Source organism: Betaproteobacteria bacterium (assembly GCA_016194905.1).
Classification (GTDB): domain Bacteria; phylum Pseudomonadota; class Gammaproteobacteria; order Burkholderiales; family JACQAP01; genus JACQAP01.
This window is the reverse complement of the sequence record JACQAP010000008.1, coordinates 314,236-339,026: the sequence shown is the minus strand read 5'-3', so window position 1 is coordinate 339,026 and position 24,791 is coordinate 314,236. Positions and strand designations below refer to the sequence as shown.

The 24,791-nt window shown below is 62.0% G+C and carries 21 protein-coding genes; 11 read left to right on the top strand and 10 right to left on the bottom strand.

Going from position 1 to position 24,791, the window contains the following annotated elements:
• Positions 1 to 29 precede the first annotated feature (29 nt).
• The 5 genes from HY067_05055 to HY067_05035 form a co-directional block, all read right to left on the bottom strand.
• Positions 30 to 503 (bottom strand): hypothetical protein, encoded by a 474-nt coding sequence (locus HY067_05055; GenBank protein ID MBI3527320.1) that lies wholly within the window; start codon positions 501 to 503, stop codon positions 30 to 32.
• Positions 504 to 548: 45 nt separating this feature from the next.
• A complete protein-coding gene (locus HY067_05050; GenBank protein ID MBI3527319.1) occupies positions 549 to 1,130 on the bottom strand; it encodes a CPBP family intramembrane metalloprotease in 582 nt (193 codons plus the stop codon).
• 560 nt (positions 1,131 to 1,690) lie between these two features.
• The gene (locus HY067_05045; protein MBI3527318.1) at positions 1,691 to 3,370 is read right to left on the bottom strand and encodes an amidohydrolase family protein; all 1,680 of its coding nucleotides are present in this window, start codon (positions 3,368 to 3,370) and stop codon (positions 1,691 to 1,693) included.
• A gap of 99 nt (positions 3,371 to 3,469) precedes the next feature.
• Positions 3,470 to 4,789 (bottom strand): extracellular solute-binding protein, encoded by a 1,320-nt coding sequence (locus tag HY067_05040; GenBank protein ID MBI3527317.1) that lies wholly within the window; start codon positions 4,787 to 4,789, stop codon positions 3,470 to 3,472.
• A 67-nt stretch (positions 4,790 to 4,856) separates the two neighbouring features.
• On the bottom strand, positions 4,857 to 5,366 hold the full coding sequence (locus HY067_05035) for a GreA/GreB family elongation factor (GenBank protein MBI3527316.1): 510 nt from the start codon (positions 5,364 to 5,366) through the stop codon (positions 4,857 to 4,859).
• A gap of 472 nt (positions 5,367 to 5,838) precedes the next feature.
• Here HY067_05035 and arsS point away from each other — a divergent pair, with 472 nt between their 5' ends.
• The 10 genes from arsS to HY067_04985 all read left to right on the top strand — a co-directional run bounded on the left by arsS (position 5,839) and on the right by HY067_04985 (position 15,941).
• Positions 5,839 to 6,804, top strand: a complete 966-nt coding sequence (gene arsS, locus HY067_05030) for an arsenosugar biosynthesis radical SAM protein ArsS (protein ID MBI3527315.1) — start codon at positions 5,839 to 5,841, stop codon at positions 6,802 to 6,804.
• Positions 6,805 to 6,828: 24 nt separating this feature from the next.
• Positions 6,829 to 8,220, top strand: coding sequence for a sodium:solute symporter (locus HY067_05025; protein ID MBI3527314.1), 1,392 nt, complete (start codon positions 6,829 to 6,831; stop codon positions 8,218 to 8,220).
• A complete protein-coding gene (locus tag HY067_05020; GenBank protein ID MBI3527313.1) occupies positions 8,217 to 9,221 on the top strand; it encodes a hypothetical protein in 1,005 nt (334 codons plus the stop codon). Before HY067_05025 ends, HY067_05020 begins: the two co-directional genes overlap by 4 nt.
• A complete protein-coding gene (locus HY067_05015; GenBank protein MBI3527312.1) occupies positions 9,214 to 11,349 on the top strand; it encodes an FAD-dependent oxidoreductase in 2,136 nt (711 codons plus the stop codon). Before HY067_05020 ends, HY067_05015 begins: the two co-directional genes overlap by 8 nt.
• A gap of 56 nt (positions 11,350 to 11,405) precedes the next feature.
• Positions 11,406 to 12,203 (top strand): DUF547 domain-containing protein, encoded by a 798-nt coding sequence (locus HY067_05010; GenBank protein ID MBI3527311.1) that lies wholly within the window; start codon positions 11,406 to 11,408, stop codon positions 12,201 to 12,203.
• A 17-nt stretch (positions 12,204 to 12,220) separates the two neighbouring features.
• Positions 12,221 to 12,928: a TIGR04283 family arsenosugar biosynthesis glycosyltransferase gene (locus tag HY067_05005; GenBank protein MBI3527310.1), complete on the top strand. Its 708-nt coding sequence runs from the start codon at positions 12,221 to 12,223 to the stop codon at positions 12,926 to 12,928.
• The gene (locus HY067_05000; GenBank protein ID MBI3527309.1) at positions 12,912 to 13,562 is read left to right on the top strand and encodes a TIGR04282 family arsenosugar biosynthesis glycosyltransferase; all 651 of its coding nucleotides are present in this window, start codon (positions 12,912 to 12,914) and stop codon (positions 13,560 to 13,562) included. The genes HY067_05005 and HY067_05000 overlap by 17 nt, the downstream gene beginning before the upstream one ends.
• The gene (locus HY067_04995; GenBank protein ID MBI3527308.1) at positions 13,559 to 14,302 is read left to right on the top strand and encodes a DUF3047 domain-containing protein; all 744 of its coding nucleotides are present in this window, start codon (positions 13,559 to 13,561) and stop codon (positions 14,300 to 14,302) included. Before HY067_05000 ends, HY067_04995 begins: the two co-directional genes overlap by 4 nt.
• Positions 14,299 to 15,420: an FAD-dependent oxidoreductase gene (locus tag HY067_04990; GenBank protein ID MBI3527307.1), complete on the top strand. Its 1,122-nt coding sequence runs from the start codon at positions 14,299 to 14,301 to the stop codon at positions 15,418 to 15,420. Before HY067_04995 ends, HY067_04990 begins: the two co-directional genes overlap by 4 nt.
• Before the next feature lie 206 nt (positions 15,421 to 15,626).
• Positions 15,627 to 15,941 (top strand): antibiotic biosynthesis monooxygenase, encoded by a 315-nt coding sequence (locus HY067_04985; protein MBI3527306.1) that lies wholly within the window; start codon positions 15,627 to 15,629, stop codon positions 15,939 to 15,941.
• Between the two features lie 293 nt (positions 15,942 to 16,234).
• Here HY067_04985 and HY067_04980 read toward each other — a convergent pair whose 3' ends face one another.
• The 4 genes from HY067_04980 to HY067_04965 all read right to left on the bottom strand — a co-directional run bounded on the left by HY067_04980 (position 16,235) and on the right by HY067_04965 (position 20,090).
• Positions 16,235 to 17,158 (bottom strand): sugar kinase, encoded by a 924-nt coding sequence (locus tag HY067_04980; GenBank protein MBI3527305.1) that lies wholly within the window; start codon positions 17,156 to 17,158, stop codon positions 16,235 to 16,237.
• Positions 17,159 to 17,160: 2 nt separating this feature from the next.
• Complete coding sequence (locus HY067_04975; protein MBI3527304.1) at positions 17,161 to 17,805, bottom strand: bifunctional 4-hydroxy-2-oxoglutarate aldolase/2-dehydro-3-deoxy-phosphogluconate aldolase; 645 nt, start codon at positions 17,803 to 17,805, stop codon at positions 17,161 to 17,163.
• A 540-nt stretch (positions 17,806 to 18,345) separates the two neighbouring features.
• Complete coding sequence (locus HY067_04970; protein MBI3527303.1) at positions 18,346 to 18,609, bottom strand: RNA-binding protein; 264 nt, start codon at positions 18,607 to 18,609, stop codon at positions 18,346 to 18,348.
• Positions 18,610 to 18,632: 23 nt separating this feature from the next.
• Positions 18,633 to 20,090 (bottom strand): DEAD/DEAH box helicase, encoded by a 1,458-nt coding sequence (locus tag HY067_04965; protein ID MBI3527302.1) that lies wholly within the window; start codon positions 20,088 to 20,090, stop codon positions 18,633 to 18,635.
• 390 nt (positions 20,091 to 20,480) lie between these two features.
• On the opposite strand from HY067_04965, the gene HY067_04960 reads away from it, so the two are divergent.
• Positions 20,481 to 21,878 (top strand): ATP-dependent 6-phosphofructokinase, encoded by a 1,398-nt coding sequence (locus tag HY067_04960; GenBank protein MBI3527301.1) that lies wholly within the window; start codon positions 20,481 to 20,483, stop codon positions 21,876 to 21,878.
• Between the two features lie 13 nt (positions 21,879 to 21,891).
• On the opposite strand, the gene HY067_04955 is transcribed toward HY067_04960, so the two are convergent.
• Complete coding sequence (locus HY067_04955; GenBank protein MBI3527300.1) at positions 21,892 to 24,771, bottom strand: adenosylcobalamin-dependent ribonucleoside-diphosphate reductase; 2,880 nt, start codon at positions 24,769 to 24,771, stop codon at positions 21,892 to 21,894.
• Between the last annotated feature and the right edge of the window lie 20 nt (positions 24,772 to 24,791).

The following is a 24,791-nucleotide window of genomic DNA, read 5'->3' as shown; positions in this document are numbered from 1 at the left end:
GCAGCTGTCCAGTCGGCGGCAGCGTTTTGTTAGGAGCGACCTTCATATGGTGCCAGCAGGTCGGCGGGTAACATTTTGTCTTGTTGCTGTAAGCGTTTTGCCAAACCGGCGCACTGAACTTCCCACTCAAAGCGAGGACTTTTTTGAAAGTCCTTTCCGACCTCTCGAATCGCTTGATTAAACTCAGTGCCATTGGGTTCTAGCGCTTCCTTCAAACCTGGGATTGGTAGCTTCGTAACACGCCAATCAAAGAAGGTGTCAATAAATTTATCTTCATCCTTCGGAAATGCTTTGCCACACGCGATCATAGTTGCTCCGATTACAACTACAGCATGCTTTACTTTGGCGCAATTCTCATCGCAGATCCTTTGCGTTGGCGACGAACAACCTGCCATTGATGTTCCAAGCATTGCTGTGAGAACCCACTTGTTCATGTGGCTCCTAACGATAAAGCTCAGCAGCAGCGGGGCACCGGTGAGCAGTGGGTCCCAGAAACGAATCATGCCCCGCCGTCTGCTGCAGCGCCTGGTTCGGCGCTATGAGGACTCTCAGGCGAGCCCGAATGCTAGGACCAGGAAGCCCATCGCTCCGAACCCGGTGTGGATAACGAGCCCGGCCAATGTGCTGCGCCGCCGCTGGACAACGTAGGGCAGGATCAACGTGATCGGCACCAGGGTAAACAGGACCTGCCAGGGGAAGGCGGCGTGGAACAGCAACCACAGGATTCCGTTGACCAGCCAAGCCCGCCCCCCGAAGGCAACCTCTTGCCGCGGCAGCGCGACACCCCGCCAGACGAACTCTTCCCCAACGATGTTCAGCACAAAAAACGGGAGCCACGCGCCGAGAATCCAGTACCGGCCGGAACCGAGCGGCTCGAACACCATGAACGAAGGATGCAGATTCTTCTCCTCTTGCAGCATCCGGAGCACGGCGCCGATGCCGCCGGTCAGCACGCCGATGGCAGCCAGCCCTCCGACAGCCCAGAGCCAGTCGCCGCCATTCATCGGGCGAAGCCACAGCCGCGCCCCCAACGAACCCTGCCTTCCTGGACCCCGTTCTCGATGCAACAGCAGGGCAGCGGCGAGGAGGACAGGGCCAAAAAGGACGATGCTTGCGGCCAAGAACCACATCAGGACAGTCTCCGCTCCGGTAGCGGAGACGAACGCCGGGACGGCTACCCGCGTTGTCAGGAACAGCAGCAGAGCGCCCGCCCCGAAACAGCGCAGCAGAGCCGACCAGGCCCAGCGGCGGCACCCCATTAGGCTCCGGCCCTTCGCGCCTTTCAAAACCGTTGGCTGTCAGTGGCCTTCTCCCTCCTGTACGCCGAACTAGAAGTCGACACCTCCGAGGTGCCTAAAAAGACACCTGGAAGGTGCATAAAAAATAAGGAGTAATTCAAGTCACCGATGTTGTTCATTTCGCGATCCCCGGAGTCTATGCCAGCCGCCCTGAATCGATTCCCGTTCCTTCCGGAACCCCCCCGAAGCTTGCGGACCGTCCGGGCGATCGGCTGGATGCCAATTGCCGTAGTATCTGCGCCGACCCGCCTTATGTCGATTGGGTACGCTGCTTTTCGCTGTTGCGTCCCTTCGAACACCATCACGAACCCCTCGACACAAAATTCAGAGTTCTTCTCTGCGTTCCCTTTGCGCCTTTGCGCCTTTGCGGTGAAGGGTTAAGCGGTGAAAATTTACGAGGCGAAGTCGCGAAGCACTTTGCCAGCCTTCGGCGCGTCGGCGCGAATGCCCTGCGCGTCAGCGATTTTCCTGCCATTGATCCAGACGCCGTGCACGCCGGTGGCCGGCGTGGTGAGGCGCGAAGCACCGGCGGGAAGGTCGAACACGCGCTCCGCGCGTTTGCGTCCAACCGTCCGCGGATCGAACAGGAACAGGTCGGCATGCATGCCCGTCTTGATCGAACCGCGTTCCTTGATGCCAAAGATCTGCGTCGGCTCGGAAGTGATCTTGCGTATCGCTTCCTGCAACGGCATGAGCTTGCGCTCGCGCACCCAGTAGCCCAGCAGGTGCAGGCCGAAGCCGGCATCGCACAGGAAAGTCAGATGGGCGCCAGCGTCGGACAGCGAGATCAGGCTGTTCGGATCCAGCATCATGCGGCCGACCGCGTCGTCGTCGGAATTGAGCAGCGTGGCGGTGAACATCGTGTCGAGGTTTTCTTCGAGTGCGAGGTCGAGCGCGAAGTCGAACGGATGCTTGCCGGCTTCTCCGGCGAGTTCCTGCACGGATCGGCTCTCCATGTGGCGGTTTTCCGGCTTCGCCGTCTGCGCCACATACATCTGGTGCCAGTGGCCGTTGAACATGCGCCGTGCGCGCACCGCCAGTTCCTTCTTCACGTTGTCGCGCAATTCCCTGCTGGCGAGAATGCACGGCACATCCGCCTCCTTGGCTTCCATGACCGGCCGCCACGATGCAAGACCTTCGAATACGTAAGGCTCGTGCATGGTGAATTCGAAATTCAGCGGGCACGGGCTCACCGCGCCGTAGAGTCTGCCGCCGCGACGGCGCGCCTGTCCGATCGCTTCCAGGTCTTCGAACGTCGCCTCGGGGGTTTCGTTGCTGTGCAGGAGCGCCGCCACGATGTAGGGACGTTCGGACTCGCGCGCAATGGCCTCGATCGAGGTCATAGTGGTCGCTCTGGAATCCTTGGTCATCATCAGCACGCCGCGCCCGGCGTCCTTGAGCGCGGTCGACAAGGACATCAATTCCTTTTCGTCGGCCAGGCGCGACGGCATCGGCACGCCGGCTTCGCCGTTGTGCTGGCCGGAACGCGTCGTGGAAAATCCCACCGCGCCCGCCTGCATGGCCTCTTTGACGATGCCGCGCATCTGCGCTATTTCGTCGTCGGTTGCGGACCGTTTCGTCGCGCTGTCGCGCATTACCCAGGTACGCACCGACGAATGGCCGACGAATACCGCCGCATTCGGACCGACGCCTTTGCGCTCCAGCATGTCGAGGTATTGCGGGAAGGATTCGAAGTCCCAGTCGGTGCCGGTGCGCAGCGCATCGAGCGACATGCCCTCGACGTGCGTGAGATTGCGCATGACCAGGTCGCGGTCCGCCGGACGGCAAGGGGCGATGGTAAAACCGCAGTTGCCCATGATCACGGTGGTGACGCCGAGCGCGGGAGACGGGCTGGCAAACGGGTCCCAGGTGATCTGCGCGTCGTAGTGGGTATGCGTATCGATGATGCCCGGCATCAATGCCAGGCCGCCGGCGTCGATGCGCTCGCGCGCTTCGCCTTTCACCTCGCCGACTTCGGCGATGCGATCGCCTTTGATCGCCACGCTGCCGCGTCGCGGCGCACTGCCCAGGCCGTCGTAAATCGTTGCGTTTTCTATGACCAGATCGTGCATGTTTCTCCGGCTCTCCCTTCAGCCCACGACAGGAATCCTTCAAACTCGGTTAACACGAATCCTTCGTGCTGAATGCGCTGCGGCTTCTTGTTATTCAGTTTAACGGTAGTAGCGCTTCGCGCGGCTCTCCGCCTGTTCCATTGCGGATTTTATGCTGGAAGCACCGGATGCCGCCTGCGCGAACATGTTGACCACGATGTAGTCGGCCATCGTACCCGCCGATGCGGAACCGAGCTTGCCCGCGTAACCGTTGTCGCGCGTCAGTCCCGGCACATTGCGGAACGGCAACAGTTTCGGATCGCTCTTCCACACCGGCGTATCGGCGTAGGCCTTGAGCGGCTGCTGGACATAACCGAGCGAGGCCGACTGCCAGGCCTCGTACTGGCTGCGTTCCATCATGAAACGCAGGTACTCCTTCGCCGCATTCGGATACTTCGTATATTTGAAGACGAACATCGGGCTGAACGGATTGAGCTCGGCGGCATGGCCGACCGGTCCGATCGGCATGTTCACGTGTTGGATGTCGGCAAGGAGCTTTTGCACGCCGGGTTCTTTCGACGTCTTCACCGCGTAATAGATCGACACCCCGTTCAGCGTCAGGCTGATGTCGCCGGACAGGAAGGCCTTGTTGTTGTTCGGATCGAGCCATGAAAGCGTTCCGGGAATGAAGGTCTGGTACAGCGCCACCGCATACTCCAGCGCGGCAGCCGTTTCCTTCGAGTTGATGACGACGCGATTGTTTTCGTTCACCATCTTTCCGCCGTGGGCCCACAGCGCCCAGTGGGTCCAGGCGTTGGCATCGCCGACCGCATTGCCCAGCGCAAAGCCAACCGGAGTTCCCTTCGCCTTCAGGGCTTGGCACAACTTCAGGAAACCGTCGGTGGTATTGGGTACCTTCTCGTAACCGGCAGCCCTGACCGCACTTTCGCGATAGACCAGGCAGCCGCCGAGGAAACCCAGGCCGATGGCGATCCACTTGCCGTCGCGCATGCAGAAGCGTTTGGCGACGTCGTACCAGCCGCCGTATTTGCCGTCGAGGTAGGCCGCAAGTTCCGAAAGATCGAGGAGCTTGTCGGCGTACTGGTGCGGATCGTCGTACCAGCCGATCACGATGTCCGGCCCGCTGCCGATGTTGGCGGCCACCGCCGCCTTGGGACGGATGTCTTCGAAATTCTCGGCGTCCACTCGCACAGTCACGCCGGTCAGTTGCGTGAATTTCTGGGTATTGGCCGCCCACTGATCCTCGTCGCCCTGCACGAAGCGCTTCCAGCGCAACACGCGCAATTCCGCTCCTGCTTCAGGTTTGTAGCTTAGATCGGCAGCCTGCGCGGATGGTGAGCTCAGCAGACTCCCGGTGGCAGTCGAAATCGCGGTCGCACCGATCACCTTGAGGGCGTCCCGACGGGAAAACTCACTCATGCTTTTCTCCTTTGTTCCACGCCGACTCGGTCCCGCCCCGGCTCGGCGGATCGAAAAAACGCAGACGCTACTCCCTCCGATCTGGATACCTGATGTCGAGCACTTCCAGCGTGGTTTCGCCAGCCGGCCGGTCCCAGGTCACCGTATCGCCGACTTTGGCACCCGTCAGCGCCGTTGCGAGCGGCGACTGCCAGCTGACTTTGCCGTGAACGACGTCGGCCTCGTCTTCTCCGACGATGGTGAAAGTATGCGTGGCGCCATTTTCGTCTTCGGCTTTCACACTGGCACCGAAACGCACTTCATCGCGCGGCTGTGCCGCAAGGTCGACGGGGATCGCAGACTCCAGTTTCGCCTGGTAGTAGCGCAGGTCGCGGTCGATCTGGGTCAGCCTGGGACGGTCGAAGTCCTCCGCGGCGCGCTTCAACTGCGCGTGTTCGGCGTGAAGCTGGTCGACTCGCGCGCGCAGACCTTCGAAACCGGCCTGGGTCACATAGTTCGGCCCGGAACTGACCGGACGTTCCGGCAACTCCTCGCCTGTGAGGGCCTCGTTGTCTTCCTTGACGAAGGCACGGCTCATTGATCACCTCGTTCGGTCGGAAACAGCGTGCCGCCGCGTTTGACGCAGCGGCACGAAGAGTGCGGTGGACTATCCTAGCAAGATTTGCGGGCCGGTCTGTCGCTGATTTGAGCGGTCGATCATCGCATCGTTCCGCAAAGCAAGAAAACCGACGTGATTGCGGGGAATACACCTTTCAATTCATGCAGGTTAAGCTTTGAGGCCTTGTGCGTTGCTCGCAACACGCTCGTGCAGTGGCATGGTCCGGAGGACGCTGCGCCAATCGGATGGGGAATTCATGGAGGCGTCCACGCTGCAGCGCGCATGCATGTTCCAGTGCCCCCGCCGGCAACCTGCCATTGCATCCGAAAGAGGGAATTTTCCGTATAAAAATCAGCCCGGGCCTGCCAGAATACAGGCCGAGCCCGCTGCCCGCCGATCAGAAGCAAAAAGAATAGATCTTAATGGATATTTAAGAGAGGACCCTGCCGACATGCACGCAACGCTGCCCCTGATGAACGAGTTCCAATTTCCGGCCATTGATCGCAGGCGGCTGGAGACGCTTCAGGTCAACCTCGGTTACAAATGCAACCAGAGCTGCGTGCATTGCCACGTGAATGCCGGCCCCAAGCGCACCGAAATGATGGATCTGGAAACCGTGGACACCGTGATCCGCTTCCTGAGCGGCTCCGTCACGTGCACGCTCGACATCACCGGCGGCGCACCCGAACTCAATCCGCACTTCCGCACTCTGGTAACGGAGGCCCGCCGGCTCGGGATCGAGGTCATCGACCGCTGCAACCTGACCATCCTCGAGGAACCCGGCTTCGAGGATCTCGCCCGGTTTCTCGCTTCGAACGAGGTCAAGGTGGTGGCTTCGATGCCGTGTTATCTCGAAGACAATGTCGACCGCCAGCGCGGTGACGGCGTGTTCGAAATCAGCATCCGCGCCTTGCGGCGCCTCAATGCCCTGGGCTACGGCAAGCCGGAAACCGGCATGACGCTCGACCTCGTGTACAACCCGCAGGGGCCGTCGCTGCCACCTTCGCAGGCGAAGCTGGAAATCGAATACCGCCGCCATCTGGGCGGCGGCTATGGGATCGAATTCAACCGGCTTTTTACGCTGACCAACATGCCGATCCAGCGCTTCGGCAGCACGCTGATATCCAAGGGCCAGTTCAACGGCTATATGCGGCTGCTGAAGGACGCCTACCAGGCAGAAAACCTCGACGCCGTCATGTGCCGCTCCCTGCTTTCCGTGGACTGGAAAGGCTATGTTTACGACTGCGACTTCAACCAGATGCTCGGCCTGCCCCTGCACGTGGCGGGCAAGCCGCGCGTCCATCTCGCCGATCTCATCGGCAAGGACCTCGAAGGCAATCCGATCGTCGTGCGCGACCATTGCTTCGGCTGCACCGCGGGACAGGGCTCCTCCTGCGGCGGCGCGCTGAACTCATAAATCACGCATTCGGGGACCAGGTTCATGACGCTCGACGCGAACTTCGGCATTTATTTCTGGGGTGTGCTGCTGCTTTACGGTGGAGTCATGTACGCCATGACACCGACCGCTGTCGGCATCACCAGTTTTTTCCGCGGCACCGACAACGCTGGGCGCGCCGCGTCCCAGTGGATGCTCACCGCGAGCATTTTTATCAGTTGGATATTCGCCAAGTCGGTCACCAATGCGGCCAACCTCGGCGCGGCGTACGGCGTGGTGGGCGGACTGGCCTATGCCGCCTACTGGTTGTCGATCCCGCTCGCCGGATGGGTCATCTACCGCCTGCGCACACACCACGGTGCCACCGGACTGGTCGCCTTTCTGGTCGGCAAGTATGGCCGCGCAGCCGCCATCGCCTTTACGCTCGCAATTCTGATCCGCCTGTACAACGAAGTCTGGAGCAACACCGCCGTGGTCGGCGGCTACTTCGGGCCGCCGGGAAGCGCGGCGTTCATCGGCTCCGCGTTGCTGTTTACCGCGGTCACCCTGCTTTACGCCGTCAAGGGCGGATTGCGCAGTTCGATCATCACCGACGTGCTGCAATCCGCAGTATTCATACTGTTTCTCGGCATCGTCCTGTTCTACGTGCTGCCCAGCCACGGCCCGTCCGCCTTGCTCTCGAATGGGGACTTTCGCATGAACGCGGGCGTGGATCTGCTGCTGGTCGCACTCCTGCAAGTGCTTTCCTATCCGTTCCATGACCCGGTGCTCACCGATCGTGGCTTCATCACGCAAGAAAAGCCGATGCTCAAGGCTTTCATCTGGTCCGGCACGATCGGCTTCCTCTGCATCCTCGCCTTCAGCCTGGTCGGCGTGCATGCGCGCCTCGAAGGTCTGCCGCACACCGACAACGTGCCGGCGGCGGTCGCCCAGGGCTTCGGTATCGCCGCCACTTTCGTCATGACCGTGGTGATGATCGTTGCCGGCGGATCGACCGTGGATTCCACGTTCGCATCGCTGTCCAAGCTGGTGGCGCAGGAACTACCGATGTTGCGCGGACGCATGCCCGGTGCGAACGTGGTCCGCATCGGCGCATGGACCATGGTCGTGTTCGCGGTCATCGGCAACCTGCCCATGATCGCCGGCACCGACATCCTCAAGGCCACGACCGTCAGCGGCACCATGGTCATGGGCCTCGCGCCGGTGTTCCTGCTGGCTGGCTTCACCCGCTATTCGCCGCTTTCCTTTCACCTGTCGTTCTGGACCGGGATCGTGCTCGGCGTGCTGTTTACGCTGGGCTGGATACCCAATTCCTGGGCCATCGGCGGCGGCAAGTACGCGCTGCTGCTGGGAACCAATCTCTACGGCCTGATCCTGTGTTTCGCCGGCTTCCTGCTGCCGTTGTGGCTGCGTAAACGCGCAGCCATCCCCGGATGAATCCGGCTGATATCCAATCCGGGGCGCGCTCCGCGAGCACCCTGTCGCCGGGACGCAGTTGCCCGCTGCACTACCGCTATGCGCCGGAAGCGCTCGACCGCGCGCCTGTAATCCACGCGGATACCCTGTACGTGATCGGCGGCCTGTACGGCAACCTTCCGGCGCTCTCGGCCTTGCGGGCACTTGCGAGCCGCGAGTCCATGTCGCCGCAGTTCGTGTTCAACGGCGATTTCAACTGGTTCAATGTCGACCCCGGCGGATTCCGGCAGATCAACGAGACCGTGCTCGAACACCTTGCGTTGCGCGGCAACGTCGAGACCGAAATCGCCGGCGACGATGCCGGTGCCGGCTGCGGCTGCGCCTACCCCGATGACGTCGCCGACGCGGAAGTCGAATTTTCCAATCGGATCATCGAACGGTTGCGGCGCACGGCGCGGGATGTTCCCGACATCGCAGAACGGCTGCTGCAACTGCCAATGCAAATGACGGTGGAAGTCGGCGGCATCAGCGTTGGCGTCGTGCACGGCGACGCGGAGTCGCTCGCCGGCTGGGGATTCGCCCACGACGCGCTTGCCGACGAGCGCAACCATTCGAAATTCGGCGACTGGTTCCGGCGCGCAAACGTGCGCGTCTTCGCCTGCAGCCATACCTGTCTTCCGGCATTACACGAATTCGATCTTCCCGGTGGGACGGCAGCGGTGATAAACAATGGAGCGGCCGGCATGCCCAATTTTTCCGGTGCGCAATACGGCGTCATCACCCGTATTGGTCTCACGCCGGCACCGGCTGGACGGACGCTCTACGGCAGCCGCATCGACGGCGCATTCATCGATGCGCTGAGGCTCGACTACGACCACGCCCTGTGGTTGAGAAATTTTCTGGCCGACTGGCCGGAGGGATCGCCGGCGCATTCTTCCTATTTCCGCCGAATCGTGTCAGGTCCGGCCTTCACGATCGACCAAGCGCTCGGAAACAGGCAACGGAGGACCTGCGGTGACTAAAGGCAGATGGCTGTTAGTCGTGCTGATCGCGGTGCTGGTGGCCGCGTATTTCGTGTTCGACCTGGGGCAGTACTTCAGCCTGGGCTATCTTAAATCTCAGCAGGCCGCGATCGACGCGTATTACGGGAGCAATCCACTGCAAACCGTGGCGGCGTTCTTTCTGGTCTACGTGGCGGTAACCGGCCTGTCCCTTCCCGGAGCCACCATCATGACGCTCGCCGCGGGGGCCATATTCGGACTGCTGTGGGGCACGATCATCGTGTCCTTCGCTTCCAGCATCGGCGCGACGCTGTCATTCCTGGCTTCGCGCTTTGTGCTGAAGGATTCGGTACAGGCAAAATTCGGCGACAAGCTCAGGGCGATCAACGCCGGCATCGAGAAGGACGGCGCCTTCTACCTGTTTACGCTGCGGCTGGTTCCGGCCTTCCCGTTTTTCGTCATCAACCTGGTCATGGGATTGACGCCGATCCGGATCCCGACCTTCTACTGGATCAGCCAACTCGGCATGCTGGCGGGCACCATTGTCTACGTCAATGCCGGCACCGAGATCGCCAAGATCGATCGCCTTTCAGGAATCCTGTCGCCGACCCTGCTCGCATCCTTTACTCTGCTCGGCCTTTTTCCGCTGATCGCGAAGAAAGTCCTCGAACTCGTGAAGGCGCGCAAGGTTTACGCACGCTTCCGGCGTCCGCGCCGCTTCGATTGCAACGTCATCGTGATCGGCGCCGGATCCGCAGGCCTGGTGTCTTCCTACATTGCGGCCGCGGTGAAAGCCAAGGTCACCCTGATAGAGATGCACCGCATGGGCGGCGATTGCCTGAATACCGGCTGCGTGCCGTCGAAGGCACTGATCCGATCGGCCAAATTCCTGTCGCACGTCAAACGCGCGGCGGAATTCGGCATGCGCGAGGCCAGGGCCGATTACGAATTCGCCGACGTGATGGAGCGGGTGCAGCGCGTGATCGGCGAGGTCGAACCGCACGATTCCGCGGAGCGCTATACCGGCCTGGGCGTGGAGTGCATCCAGGGCGAAGCGAAAATCCTGTCGCCGTGGGAAGTGCGGGTAAACGGAAACGTGTTGACCACGCGGGCGATCGTCATCGCCGCCGGTGCGCGCCCGTTCGTGCCGCCCATCGCCGGCATCGAGCAGGCCGGCTACTTCACGTCGGATACCGTATGGAATCTGCGCCGGCTCCCGGCCCGGCTGGTGGTTCTCGGCGGCGGGCCGATCGGCTGCGAACTGACGCAGGCGTTCGCCCGCTTCGGCTCGACAGTCACGCAAGTGGAAATGCTGCCGCGGATCATGATTCGCGAGGACCCGGAGATTTCCGAAATGGTATTGGCACGCTTTCGCGCCGAAGGCGTGGACGTGAAGCTCGAGCACAAGGCCAGGCAATTCCTGGTCGAGAACGGCGAGAAAATCCTAGTCTGCGAACACGAAGGCCGGGAGATTCGCATCGCCTTCGACGCGGTGCTGGTCGCGGTGGGCCGTGTCGCCAATACCGCGGGCTACGGCCTGGAAGAACTCGGCATTCCCGTCACCAAACAACGCACCGTCGAAACCAACGATTTTCTGCAGACCATTTATCCGAACATCTATGCCTGCGGCGACGTGGCCGGGCCGTATCAGTTCACCCATACCGCGTCACATCAGGCTTGGTATGCGGCAGTCAACGCGCTGTTCGGAGGCTTAAGGAAATTCCGGGCCGACTACAGCGTCATTCCCTGGGCGACCTTCACCGAACCGGAAGTCGCCCGCGTCGGTCTCAACGAAACCGAAGCGCGGGAGAAAAACATCGCTTACGAGGTGACGACTTATGGCATCGACGATCTGGATCGCGCGATCGCCGATTCGGAGGCGCACGGGCTGGTCAAAGTGTTGACCGTGCCGGGAAAGGACAAGATCCTGGGCGTGACCATCGTCGGGGAACATGCCGGCGACCTGATTGCCGAATACATCATGGCAATGCGCCACGGCATCGGCCTGAACAAAGTGCTCGGCACCATCCATATCTACCCGACGATGGCCGAGGCCAACAAGTACGTCGCCGGCAACTGGAAACGCGCACACGCGCCGCAGGGGCTGCTGAAGTGGGTGGAGCGCTATCATGCCTGGATGCGAGGATAGCGCGAGGGGCTAGGGGCTAGGGGCTAGGGGCTAGGGGCTAGGGAAAATACTAAATCATGATCCGCAAATTTCTATTCGTGACGCTGCTTTCGCTGATTCCTTTTTTTCCTGCGCATGCATTCGACCACTCGCATGCGCAATGGGACGCCCTGACAAAAAAACATGTCGTCTGGCTGCCCGGAGGGCATGCGTCCCAGGTCGACTACAAGGGTTTTCAGGCCGATCGCCAGGCGCTCAAGGCCTATCTGGGCGGCGTCTCCTCGGTGAACCAGGCGGATTACGACGGCTGGAGCAAATCGCAGAAGCTCGCTTTCCTGATCAACGCCTATAACGCGTTCACCGTCGAGCTTATCCTGACCGGATACCCGGAGGTGAAATCGATCAAGGATCTCGGTTCGCTGATCAGAAGTCCGTGGAAGAAGAAGTTCTTCACCCTGCTCGGCAAGGAGCACGGCCTCGACGATATCGAGCAAGGCATGATCCGCGCGCCAGGCAGCTTCGACGAAGCCCGCATTCATATGGCGCTGAATTGCGCTTCGATCGGCTGCCCGGCGCTGCGCGACGAGGCTTACGTCGCGGACAAGCTGGACGCGCAGTTCGAAGACAGCGTCGTGCGTTTTCTCTCCGACCGCTCACGCAACCGTTTCAACGACCAGGGCGGCAGGCTCGAAATGTCAAAGATTTTCGATTGGTACGGCAAGGATTTCGCGGCGCGGTCGGGATCGGTGGAGGCCTGGTTGGCGCGGTACGCCGACAAGCTCGCCGACGAACCGAAGGTCCAGCAGACGATCCGCGACCGGAAAGCCAAACTCGAATTCCTGGATTACGACTGGGCGCTGAACGACAAGAAGTGAGGCGTGAGGCGAAAGGCGTGAGGCGTGAGGTCAAACCGGCGAGCCTTTCCATCGTCGTACCGACGCTGAACGAGGCGCCGGGCATTGTTTCGTTTCTCCAGCCGCTGCAGCGGCTGCGCGAGCGCGGGGTCGAGTTGATTCTCGCCGACGGCGGCAGCCGTGACGGGACCGTGGCCGCGGCCACCCCGCTGGTGGACCGGGTCATTTCCGCCCGGCGCGGCCCTGCGTCGCAGATGAATGCAGGCGCAGCCGTTTGCGCTGGCGACGTCCTGTTGTTTCTGCATGCGGATTGCACGCTTCCCGAACATGCCGATCATTCGATCCTGAACGGCCTCGCCTCTTCACGGCGGCGCTGGGGCCGCTTCGACGTGCGGCTCTCCGGCGCGGCCATTATGCTGCGGGTCGTCGAACGCGCAATGAACCTGCGTTCGCGCCTGACGGGCATCTGCACCGGTGATCAGGCATTGTTTGTCGAACGTACGGTGTTCGAGCAGAGCGGCGGTTTTCCCGAAATCGAGCTGATGGAAGACGTGGCGTTCAGCGGGCAACTCCGGAAATCCGGCCCGCCTCTTTGTCTCTCGGTCACCCTGGTCGCTTCATCCCGGCGATGGGAAAAGAACGGGATATGGCGCACCATTCTATTGATGTGGCGGCTGCGACTCGCTTATTTCCTCGGATCCGAACCCCGCCGTCTTGCTGAACGCTACCATGGCCGCGAGAAATGAAAGCAGCCTCCTGATATTCGCGCGCGCGCCGGTTCCCGGCAATGTCAAGACTCGGCTGATCCCGCTGCTCGGCGCACACGGCGCGGCGGCGCTGCACCGCGCGCTGACAGAACACGCGCTGGCGGTGGCTCATGAATCGGGAATCGGTCCCGTCGAACTGTGGTGCACGCCTTCGACCGACGATGCTTTCTTCCACGCCTGTCACGAGCGTTTCAAGGCCGAACTGCATCCGCAATGCAAGGGCGATCTCGGCATGCGCATGCTCGATGCCTTCGAGAATGCGCTCGGCCGTTCGCGGCACGTGCTACTCACGGGCAGCGACTGCCCCTCCCTGACCGCGGCGGACCTGTGGACCGCCGTGCGCGCGCTTCGCGATGGCCGCCACGCCGTGTTCTGCCCGGCGGAGGACGGCGGCTACACGCTGATCGGCCTGACGCACGCGATGCCGGCGTTGTTCGACGCGATGACCTGGGGGACCGACATCGTCATGGAGGAGACCCGTCAACGCCTGCGCAATCTCGGCTGGCGCTGGCACGAACTGCCGACTCACTGGGATCTGGATCGCCCGGAAGACTATCAACGGCTGGTGCGCGAAGGCTGGATTGCGAACGCAGAACCGGGCGGTCAATCTTGAGCCGTCGCATCGCGGTTGTGGTACTCGCGGTCGCGGGCAGCCTGACTTGCGTCGATGCGGCAAACGAGCAAGCCGCGATCGTGCGCTTCTCTTCCGCGAAATCCGGCGATCCGCTGCCGGCCCCCTGGAAGCTCGTCACGCTGGCGAAGATCAAGAAGCCGACGCGTTACTCGCTGGTGCTCGACGCGGACAAGACCGTGCTGCGCGCCGATGCCGACGCCTCGATGGCGAGCGTGATGCACCCGCTGCATTTCGATCCGCGCGACCATCCGGTCGTCGAATGGCGCTGGAAGATCGCCCACTTGCTGCGAAAATCGAACATCGCCACCAAGGCCGGCGATGATTTCCCGGCACGGTTCTACGTGCTATTCGATTACGACATCGCCCGGCTGCCGTTTGCCACGCGCGCGAAAATCCGGGTCGCGCGCGCGCTCTTCGGCGAAGATGTTCCGCTCGCGGTGCTGTGCTACGTGTGGGACGGCAAGTCCATCAAGGGTGCGGCCACGTGGAGTCCCTACACCGACCGCGTACGGATCATCGTTGCCGAAAGCGGTGAAGCGCATCTGAACCAGTGGGTCACAGTGAGGCGCAATATCGTCGACGATTTCCGTGCCGCCTTCGGCGAAGATCCGCCTCAGGTAACCGGAGTAGCCGTGGCCACCGATACCGACAATACCGGCGAGTCCGCTGTCGCCTTCTATGGCGATATCCGTTTTCTGAAATCGGTCGAAGACCGATGAAGCGCCTTGTATTGATCGGCGGCGGACACGCTCACGTGGAAGTGTTGCGCCGCTTCGGCGTGCAGCCGCCGGCGCGCGCGGAACTCGTCCTGGTGAGTCCGCACCCGGATACGCCTTATTCCGGCATGTTGCCCGGCTGGATAGCCGGACACTACACGCGAAACGATTGTCACATCGACCTGGCGCGGCTGGCCCGCTTCGCCCGCTGCCGCTGGTTGCAGACGTCTTGCAACGGCATCAATCCGGACGCGCGCCTGGTATTTTGCGAGAACGGGCAGACCCTGCCGTTCGACCTCGTGTCCGTGGATATCGGCAACCGCTCGCCCGCGCTGGAAACGCCGGGTGCGATCGAGCACGCACTGGCGGTCAGACCGATAGATCGCTTCATGGCGGAATGGGAGGAGGTCTGCCGCATGGCGGCGGCCGGCCGTGCGCCCCGCCATATCGCCATGGTGGGCGCGGGTGCTGCAGGAGCCGAAGTGCTGTTGTCGATGCAACATCGGTTGCGCGAGATCGCGCCCACCCTGCGGCCGGAATTCGAGCTCGTCGGCGACGGCCCCGATCTCCTCCCCGGCCACAATGCGTCTGCACGCGCGATCCTGAAACGCGTGCTGGAAGCTCGCGGGGTCAGACTGCGGCTCAACAGCTGGGTCGAGCGCGTGGATCGGGGGCGATTGCAATTGCACGACGGTGCGGCGATTGCGACCGAACTGATCGCGTGGGCCACCGGTGCCTCGCCATCGCTGTGGCCCCGCTCGGTCGGACTGGCCACCGACGACCGCGGCTTCATCCTGGTGAACGATGAGCTGCAGTCGGTCTCGCATCCGGGCGTGTTTGCCGCCGGCGATATCGCCACGATGAGAAACCATCCGCGGCCAAAATCCGGCGTATTCGCCGTGCGCGCCGGACCGCCGCTCGAGCACAACCTGCGACGCGCCTTGCAAGACCTGCCACCCGTCGCGTGGCAGCCGCAGCGCCATGCATTGGCTTTGATCACCACCGGCGATCGCCATGCCATCGCCTCGCGCGGCGATCTGGCACTGCAGGGCGACTGGGTCTGGCGATGGAAAAACTGGATCGACCGGCGCTTCATGCGTCGCTATGAAATCCGCGAGTGATCCCGCGCCGGGCTTTCGCCCGGGCCATGGGTCTGCCCGCCCACCTTATTGATATTATTCGTGGTTGCGCCTGTCATAAGCGGCAAACAGAGCGCGCGCTGCTCCTGTCACGTACGCAAAGTCGCGGCGTTTGACTCGTTCCGTCTTCACTGCACGCGATTTAGGATTTACCATTCGCCATTCATCATTCACCGTTCACCGCATCCATGGCCCGCTTCGTCATCACCGTTGATTTTTATCTGCATGCCGGCACGCTCGAGCCCTTCCTCATCCTGATCAAGGAAAACGCCCACAAGTCGCTCAACGAGGAGCCCGGCTGCGATCGCTTCGACGTCCTGATCGAAAAAGGCGCGCCCGATCACATCGTGCTGTACGAAATCTACAAGGACCGGGCGGCCTTCGATTTCCACCTGAAGTCGCGCCATTTTGCGGAATTCAATACGGCTTCGCAACGCTACGTAAAAGACAAGAAGGTCGTGCAATACGAATATACCAATGATGGGGAAAAGAACCGGGACTAGAAATACCGTGATACCCCTGTGAAGCTTGGTCCGGGTGTAAACACCCCTGCGAAGCTTGGTATGGGTGTAAACGCCCCTGTGAAGCTTCCTCTTTCACCCCGCTCTATTCCCGGTACAATCCAGACGTCCGATCCCGGCATGGCGCAACACGTTTCGACAACAAGGGAGGTCGTGGATGTCGTTGCTGGATATTATGATGGTCAGCGGTGTGGTGCTGCTGATCGTGCTGATCGTCGCACGCAGGAAACGCTGAACGAAAGCCCGACTTCAGCGCGGGCAAACCCGGACTGGCGTCAGCCGCGATTCATCAGTTGCCGCACCGCCTCAGGCCTGGGTAAGGGTGCGACGGCGCCGTATCCCGTCGTCGTCAGCGCTGCCGCTGCATTGGCATAGCGCAGTGCCTGCCAGAAATCATCCCCCGCAGACATGCGCGCCAGCAGTGCGCCGGCGAAACAGTCTCCGGCTCCGGTCGCATCCACACAGTCCACCTTGTAGCCCTCGATGCGCTCGCGTCTCGTCGAATCGCTGCCGATGACGCCACCCGCGCCGAGCTTGAGCGTCACGACCCCCGCACCCGCACGATGGCACCAGTCGACGATCGCATCGGCATCGCGCAGGCCGCACAGCGCTTCGGCATCTTCCATGCTCAGCAGGAAGTAATCGGCTTGCGCCAGCGTAGCCGTGATCACTTCCCTGGCTCGCGCGAGCGGCCACAGCCGCAACCTCAGATTGGAATCGTAGACGAACGCCACACCCGCACTTTTCGCGGCTTCGATCGCGGCGCATACCGCGTCGCACGCGTTTTCGCTGATCGCCTGGCTGATCCCCGAAGTATGGAAATACCTCGCGCGCTCTATTAATTCGAGCGGCAGGTCGGCCGCACTCAGACGGCTCGCCGCCGAACCTTTGCGCAGATAGCTGAACACATGCCCCGTCGCGCCGTGCGTAATGAAATACACCGCCGTGTGCGCTTCGGGATCGATTGCAACACCCGAAGTGTCGAGTCCTTCGTCGCGCCAAAGCCGGAGAAACTGGCGGCCGAACTCGTCATCGCCGAGCCGGGTGATATACGCGACGCGCGCGCCCAGGCGCGTGGCCGCGATCGCGCAGTTCATGGTGTCGCCGCCGAAACCCTGCAGATACCTGCCGGGAGCCTGCGGAATTTGGCTGAACTCGTAGAGCGGTTCGCCGAGCGAGACGACGTCGATATCGGGCACAGTCACACGGGCGCCGTCGCCGCGATTTCGAGAAATCCGCGTGCGTGTGCGATGACCCCGCTGCGATCGCCCGCCGCCAGCGCCTTCTGATCGATGACATTGTTGCCGATGCCGACTACCGCCGCTCCGGCCTTGAAATAGTCGAGCATATTCGAAGACGACACGCCGCCGGTCGGACACAGGGGAATATCCGGATAAACCGCGTGCAACGCGCCGAGGTGGGAGGGTCCGCCGGTGGAAGCGGGAAAGACTTTGACGACGGTTGCGCCTTCGCGCCATGCGGCCAGCACTTCGGCCGGCGTGAAACCGCCGGTCAGCGCCAGGCGTCCCGCGTCATTGGCCAGCGCCGCCATCCCCGGCACCAGGCAGGGCGAGACGAGATAGTCGGCGCCCGCGTCGAGACAGGCCTGGGCACTGCCAAGGTCGAGGACCGTCCCGGCACCGACCAGGAAATCCGCGTTGCTGCTCCGGCGCAGTGACCCGATCAGCTCGATCGCGCCCGGGGTCGTCAGCGTCAGCTCGACGGTTCGGAAACCGGCTTCGATCAGGCAATCGATCGCGGTTTCGGCATCCCGCCGGGAGCGAAGCCTGAGAACCGGGATCACCCGCAGCGCAAGCAACTTGCGGACATTGGCACTTTTCTTCATGTCATCATGGCATCGGGTGGGCCTTGGGCAGCGGCGCCGGATGGTGAATTCTAGAAGCAAAGCCCGGTGCTGGGTAGCGAACCAGGCGGAGTCGTCTGCCATCATAATTTATCAAGCGACAAACTCGGCAAACGCAGGCACGTATGCCAGGAGACGGGTAACGGGGCAAGCCTCAATAAAAGGTCCTACAGACATTCGTGTGGGTAGCAGGGAAACGGCAACCGGTAATTGAGCGCCTGAATGAGGCAATGCACCACGAAGGCACGAAGACACGAAGAAAATCGGCAGGAAGAAAGGCATCGAAAAATGAGGAGTGGCGATTCCCAAAACGCCGCGTTCCCCGACTTCAGGCGAGAATACGAATACTGAAGCAGTACCAATGATTGCTTCGAGTTTCTCGCTTCGTCTTTCTTCGTGGCTTCGTGGTGAAATGGTCTTGCTTATCGAGGCGCTTTCGACACCCGTATAAAACCCCGATGATCCAAAAAAAAAGGGCCGCATAGCGGCCCTTGGTTGTTTTTTCTTTCACTCAGTCCTGCTTTACCGCCTTCTTCCTCTTGCTGGAAATTCCCGCGCTTCATTCACGCGTAGCGGCTGTCCCTTGAAATCCTTGCCATCGAGGCTGGCGATCGCCGCCAGCGAGTGATTTTTTCCGGGCATTTCGACAAAACCGAAGCCCTTGGTTACGCCCGAAAAAAGGTCGCGCTTTACTTCGGTCGACTTCACCTGGCCGAACTGCTTGAACAACTCCGCGAGGTCGGTTTCGGTCACTTCCTGCGACAAGTTGCCGACGAAAATATTCATTAAAGTGTCCTTTATAGTGTCTATCAGCGGTTTCCACCCAGCAATGACGAGATCGAACGATTGCCGTTCTGGCGCGGTTGCGAATCGCCACGGCGCGCACTGTTTCCGCTGCGCTGTCGATTATCGGTGCTACGGCCCTGGCCACCACCACCGGCTCCCTGGCTGCGACGCCCATCGCCGCTGCCAGTAGTGCGGGCGCCCTGCCCCTGCGAGCGCGGTCTGCCTGCTTGTTGCCGTTGCTGCGGGCGGCGCTGGCGCGATGCGACAGCATCTCCGTCCGTTCTGAGCGGCGCTCCAGTGGGCTGAAATCCCTCGATCACCACGCGCTCGATGCTGCGCCTGAGCATGCGTTCGATGTCCCGCAGGAAGTCGCCTTCCTCCGAGCATACCAGCGACACGGCCTGCCCAGAACTGCCGGCACGACCGGTACGGCCGATACGATGAATATAATCTTCCGGCACATTGGGCAACTCGTAGTTGACCACATGCGGCAGTTGCTCGATGTCGAGCCCGCGTGCCGCGATGTCGGTCGCGACCAGCACGCGCACCTTACCGAGCTTGAACTGGGCCAGGGCCCGCGTACGCTGGCTCTGGCTCTTGTTGCCGTGGATGGCGTCGGCACTGATGCCGTCCTTGTCCAGCTGCTCGGCTAGCCGGTTCGCGCCATGCTTGGTGCGGGCGAACACCAGCACCTGGCGCCAGTCGCCCGCATTGATCAGGTGCGCCAGCGCGGCGCGCTTGCGATCCTTGTCCACCGGGTGCACGACCTGGGAAATCAGATCGGCGGTTTCCGTGCTTTTCGCCACGGCGACTTCCACCGGCGATTGCAGGAAGGAATCCGCGAGGCCGCGAATTTCCTTCGAAAAAGTCGCGGAGAAGAACAGGTTCTGCCGTTTCGACGGCAGCGCAATCAGGATACGGCGAATGTCACGGATGAACCCCATGTCGAGCATGCGGTCGGCCTCGTCCAGCACCAGGATTTCGACTCGCGAAAGATCCACGGTGCGGCTTTGCAGATGGTCGAGCAGTCTTCCCGGCGTTGCGACCAGGATGTCCACGCCACGGCGCAGGGCGCCGATCTGCTGGTGCATGCTGACGCCGCCGAAAACCGTGGTCGATTTCATGCGCAGGTGGCGGCCGTAGCCGCGCACGCTGTCTTCGACCTGCGCCGCCAGCTCGCGGGTGGGCGTCAGGATCAGCGCGCGAATCGGGCGCCGCGAAGAATCGCCGCCGGTAGTGCGGGCGGTCAGCAACTGCAACAGCGGCAGCGTAAATCCGGCCGTCTTGCCGGTTCCGGTTTGCGCGCCGGCGAGAATATCGCGGCCTTCGAGAATGACCGGAATGGCCTGCGCCTGTACCGGAGTGGGTTGCGTGTAACCTTCGTCGGCAACAGAGCGGACCAGCTCGGCACGCAGGCCGAGCGCTTCAAATGATGTGCTAATGGAAATCTCCTGAAACAGCCTGCAGAAGCCCAGGGGCATTCCGAACCGGTTCAGGCAGAATCGAACAGAGTTGAAATTTTTCGGGGAAGCAGAACTACCACGAAGGGGCTGAAACGCGGACCGATTGACGCGAAACAAAATCCTTGGGGCGGATCATACCGGCTTTCGCGTCCGAAGTCGCGGTTTTTCTGCACTTTTACCGGGTCGGAGCGCCGGCTTGCACGTTCCTTGCAACAAAACCGGCAGAGACTTCTGCACGATCACCTTCAGGATGACATCCTACCCGTTGTTGAGGCTGTATCGGCGCACAACTGGGCACTGGATGCAATTGCCGGAGCGCTGCGATCGGTCCGCTGCATTCGCCGTGCCGGCACTGGGCTGGTGCGCTACGCACCATCATCGGTCGGGCTGCTATTTGAGGAAACAGGGATGAGTTCCGTCGTCGCTTCGAACGAGTCCGTAGCGCCGGCGGTCAGGCTGTCCGGCTCGACGGCGCTGGCCGGCCACATCACGGCGACGGACGTCGCCGTCAAGGACCTCGGCAAATGTCTGCTGCCGTCCCCCGTGGTGGCCCACCTTGGCGAAAGTGCGGTGGTATTCGTGGGCGCCGCCGAAAAGGTGCTGGTGGATGACCGCATGTCGGTGATCCGCGCCCACGCCAGCCAGGCGACCACGTTACCCGCCTTCGAACTGGCCGGGCCGCGCAACAAGATTTTCTTCGATCCACGCACCGTCGGCTGCGGCATCGTCACCTGTGGCGGCCTTTGCCCCGGCATCAACAACGTCGTGCGCGGCCTCGTGCTCGAGCTCGCGCGCGGTTACGGCGTCAAACGCATCCTCGGCTTTCGCTACGGCTACGAAGGACTGATCTCCCGCTTCGGCCATGAACCGGTAACATTGACCGCGGAGTCGGTGGCCCACATCCACCATCAGGGCGGCACCATCCTCGGTTCCTCGCGCGGATCGCAGGATCCTGGTGAAGTCATCGACAATCTCGAGGCGAACGGCATCAACATCCTGTTCGTGATCGGCGGCGACGGCACCATTCGCGGAGCCATGCAGTTCAGCGCCGAAATCGAACGCCGTGGCCTGAAGATCGCCGTGGTCGGCGTGCCCAAGACCATCGACAACGACATTCACTTCATCGACCGCAGCTTCGGTTTCGAAAGCGCCTATTCGGCGGCGGTCGACGTCGTGCGCAGTGCGCGCGTCGAGGCGATGGGTGCACGCAACGGCATCGGGCTGGTCAAGCTCATGGGCCGTCATTCCGGCTTCGTGGCGTGCCAGGCCGCGCTGGCGTCCGCCGACGTGGACCTGGTGCTGATTCCCGAGATCGAGGCGACCCTAGAAGGCGAACGCGGCGTGCTCGGCAATCTCGATCGCGTGCTCGCGCGCAAAGGTCATGCGGTCGTGGTCGTGGCGGAGGGTGCGGCGCAGGAACTGATGGATGATGACGCCGCAGCGGGTGGAACGGACAAGAGCGGCAACGCGAAGCTCAAGGATATCGGCGTATTCCTGCGCGAGCGCATCACCGAGCATTACCAGCGTGCCAGCCGCGAAGTAACGCTCAAATACATCGATCCGAGCTACACGATTCGCAGCGTACCGGCCACGCCGTCGGACAGCGTCTACTGCTGGAACATGGCGCGCAACGCGGCGCACGCCGCAATGGCGGGGAATACCGAAATGCTGATCGGACGCTGGCACGGCCGCTTCGTCCACGTGCCGATGGCATTGGCCACGCGCAATCGCAAGCGGGTCGATACGACGGCCGATCTGTGGATGTCGGTGATCGAAGCCACGGGACAGCCCAGATCCTTTTCCTGAATTCCGCGCAGTTTCAGCCGCAGGCGCCGACTGCGCCGCAGGCCGTGCAGAACTCGCAACCGTCCTTCCTGATCACGGCGCTGTTGCCGCACTCGAGGCAACGCTTGCCGGGCAGGATCTGCAGATCGCGCGCTTCGCGGTCGCGGGTCGCCTCCGGAATTTCCAGCACGCCCATTTCATCGATCGGATAGCCGCGCCCGTCGAGTACGCCCAGCATCGCGTAACGGTGGATCATGAGTTGCGCGACATACGCCACTGTACTCGGCCAGGTGCGTTGCTTCTCCTCGCCCGGCACCTTGGCCATGAAGTCGCCGAGCGGTTCGGCGTAGCTCAGCAGCTTGCGCAGCTTCATGCCGATCCAAGCCGGATCGATGACGCGCATGTCGAGCGACAACAGCTTGCACAGGCCATCGAGCGAGCGCGGATAGCTGCCCGCCATCCACACCGAATAAGGCCGGCGCTGCCCCGACGGCAGCACCAGCTCCTTCAGGATCAGCACGAAATCGTCGCCCGAACTCGGGTTATAGACATCGACCGACCACGACATGGTGCCGTCGGTGCCGGTCTTCGGTTCCTTTTTTGCGAACAAGGCGTCCAGCACCGGCGAGCGATGGTCACGCGGCGCCAGGCCGCCGAGTTGTTCCACGCGCCAGTTCACGATGCGGGCGAATGCGGCCACGGTGCTCGGCATGCGCACCAGCGCGCCGTCCGGCGGCATCGGGCAATCGAAGGCATCGTCTCCTGCGGTGCGCGAAAGGATGTCGAGCTTCGTGCGCAACCACGCGCGGTCCTGCGCACGCATGTCCATCGACAGTGTCTTCGCGACTGCGCCGAGACCGCGCGGCTGTTCGTTGCCGTTGACCCAGACTTCGAAGGCGTGCGGGTCGCCGTTGTCGACGTGGCCGACGAAAATCGCGAACTGCCCGAACGGCGATTCGACCATGTAAGTCCACGCCGGATTGCCGGCGGCAAGCTGCGGCCGGCTCGGCCAGCGCAAGCTGGACAATGCCGGCATCGGCGCAACGTCGAGGCGAATGCGGCGGTCGGCATCGGAAGTATCGAGATCGTTGGGTGCTTCGGAATGCGGGGTAACCGACAGCACGGAGCCCAGTACGCCGTTCGGGCGGTAGGTGGTGATACCTTTCAGGCCGGACTTCCAGGCTTCGAGATAAAGATCCCTGAACTCTTCGAATGGATAATTCTCGGGAACATTGACCGTCTTGCTGATCGCCGAATCGACAAACGGCGCGACCGCCGCGACCATGCGCATGTGATCGAGCGCGGAGATCTCCAGCGCGGTGACGAATTGCGGTGGCAGCTTGGTTACGTCACCGCCGATGTGCCGGTACAGACGCCAGGCATAGTCTTCGACGTCGTAAACCTTGTGCGAGCCGTTCGCTTCGCGCTTCTTGCGCTGGTAAGTCCAGGAATAAGGCGGCTCGATGCCGTTGGCGGCATTGTCGGCAAACGCCAGCGAGATGGTGCCGGTCGGCGCGATCGACAATAGATGACTGTTGCGCAGGCCGTGCGCGCGGATGTCCTGTTTGAGATTCTCCGGCAGCCGCGACGCAAAACGCGGAGCGGCAAGATACTGTTCCGCGGCCAGCAGCGGAAAGGCGCCTTTCTCGCGCGCCAGTTCCACGGATGCCGCATAAGCTTCATCGCGCATCGTCTCGGCGATTTTCGCACCCATCTTGCGGGCCTCGTCCCCGTCGTAGCGCAGGCCGAGCATGATCAGCGCATCGCCCAGGCCGGTGAAGCCGAGCCCGATGCGGCGCTTGTTTCTTGCCTCTTCGGCCTGCTGCGGCAGCGGCCAGACGGTGGCGTCGAGCACGTTGTCGAGCATGCGCACCGCCACCGTCGTTACTTTCGCAAACGCCTCGAAGTCGAACCGCGACTTCGGGGTAAAAGGCTGGGATACGAACGGCGTTAGATCGATGCTTCCCAGGCAGCAGCAACCGTAGGCGGGCAACATCTGTTCGGCGCAAGGATTACTGGCTTCGACCGTTTCGCAATAAGACAGATTGTTTTCGGCGTTCACGCGGTCGATGAAGATTACGCCGGGCTCGGCGTGGTCGTAGGTCGACTCCATGATCTGCTTCCACAGATCGCGCGCTTTGACCGTGCGATAGATCCAGCGGCCGTCGGCCGCCTGGCGTTCGGGTGCGCCAACCATTTCCTTGCCCGGCCGCACCGGATGCACCAGGTCCCAGTCACCGTTCGCTTCCATCGCGCGCATGAATACATCGGTCACCGCCACGCTGATGTTGAAATTGCGAAGATCACCGCCGTCCTTCGCGTGGATAAATTCCTCGATATCTGGGTGGTCGCAGCGCAGGATGCCCATCTGCGCGCCGCGCCGCGAACCGGCGGATTCCACGGTTTCGCAACTGCGGTCGAACACCCGCATATAGGACACCGGTCCACTCGCACTGCTTTGCGTGCCGCGCACCAACGCGCCGTGCGGACGAATCGACGAGAAGTCATAGCCGACCCCGCCGCCACGACGCATGGTTTCCGCGGCCTCCATAAGGGCGACATAGATGCCCGGCTTGCCGTCGCTCATTTCCGAAACGGAATCGCCCACCGGTTGTACGAAACAGTTGATCAGCGTCGCACTCAACTGCGTGCCGGCCGCCGAATTGATGCGTCCTCCCGGGATAAAGCCGTTCTCGAGCGCTTCGAAAAACAGCGGCTCCCATTTGCCCGGATCGGATTCCACGGCAGCGAGCGCACGCGCCACGCGGCGGCGCACATCCTCGATGCTGCGCTCGCCGCCTTTGGCGTACTTCTCCAGCAGCACGTCGATGCTGACCTGCTGTGGCGGGAGCAGAAGATTGGTGTCGTTGGCTTTCACAAATCGAGATCCCGAGGTTTTAACAGTCCAAATGATACCCGCGATAACGCGCCGGG

Bases quoted from the DNA above. Each gene is read 5' to 3' on its own strand.
- HY067_05055 (MBI3527320.1), bottom strand. From the start codon at position 503: ATGATTCGTTTCTGGGACCCACTGCTCACCGGTGCCCCGCTGCTGCTG.
- HY067_05050 (MBI3527319.1), bottom strand. From the start codon at position 1,130: ATGTGGTTCTTGGCCGCAAGCATCGTCCTTTTTGGCCCTGTCCTCCTC.
- HY067_05045 (MBI3527318.1), bottom strand. From the start codon at position 3,370: ATGCACGATCTGGTCATAGAAAACGCAACGATTTACGACGGCCTGGGC.
- HY067_05040 (MBI3527317.1), bottom strand. From the start codon at position 4,789: ATGAGTGAGTTTTCCCGTCGGGACGCCCTCAAGGTGATCGGTGCGACC.
- HY067_05035 (MBI3527316.1), bottom strand. From the start codon at position 5,366: ATGAGCCGTGCCTTCGTCAAGGAAGACAACGAGGCCCTCACAGGCGAG.
- arsS (MBI3527315.1), top strand. From the start codon at position 5,839: ATGCACGCAACGCTGCCCCTGATGAACGAGTTCCAATTTCCGGCCATT.
- HY067_05025 (MBI3527314.1), top strand. From the start codon at position 6,829: ATGACGCTCGACGCGAACTTCGGCATTTATTTCTGGGGTGTGCTGCTG.
- HY067_05020 (MBI3527313.1), top strand. From the start codon at position 8,217: ATGAATCCGGCTGATATCCAATCCGGGGCGCGCTCCGCGAGCACCCTG.
- HY067_05010 (MBI3527311.1), top strand. From the start codon at position 11,406: ATGATCCGCAAATTTCTATTCGTGACGCTGCTTTCGCTGATTCCTTTT.
- HY067_05000 (MBI3527309.1), top strand. From the start codon at position 12,912: ATGGCCGCGAGAAATGAAAGCAGCCTCCTGATATTCGCGCGCGCGCCG.
- HY067_04990 (MBI3527307.1), top strand. From the start codon at position 14,299: ATGAAGCGCCTTGTATTGATCGGCGGCGGACACGCTCACGTGGAAGTG.
- HY067_04985 (MBI3527306.1), top strand. From the start codon at position 15,627: ATGGCCCGCTTCGTCATCACCGTTGATTTTTATCTGCATGCCGGCACG.
- HY067_04975 (MBI3527304.1), bottom strand. From the start codon at position 17,805: ATGAAGAAAAGTGCCAATGTCCGCAAGTTGCTTGCGCTGCGGGTGATC.
- HY067_04970 (MBI3527303.1), bottom strand. From the start codon at position 18,609: ATGAATATTTTCGTCGGCAACTTGTCGCAGGAAGTGACCGAAACCGAC.
- HY067_04965 (MBI3527302.1), bottom strand. From the start codon at position 20,090: ATGCCCCTGGGCTTCTGCAGGCTGTTTCAGGAGATTTCCATTAGCACA.
- HY067_04960 (MBI3527301.1), top strand. From the start codon at position 20,481: ATGAGTTCCGTCGTCGCTTCGAACGAGTCCGTAGCGCCGGCGGTCAGG.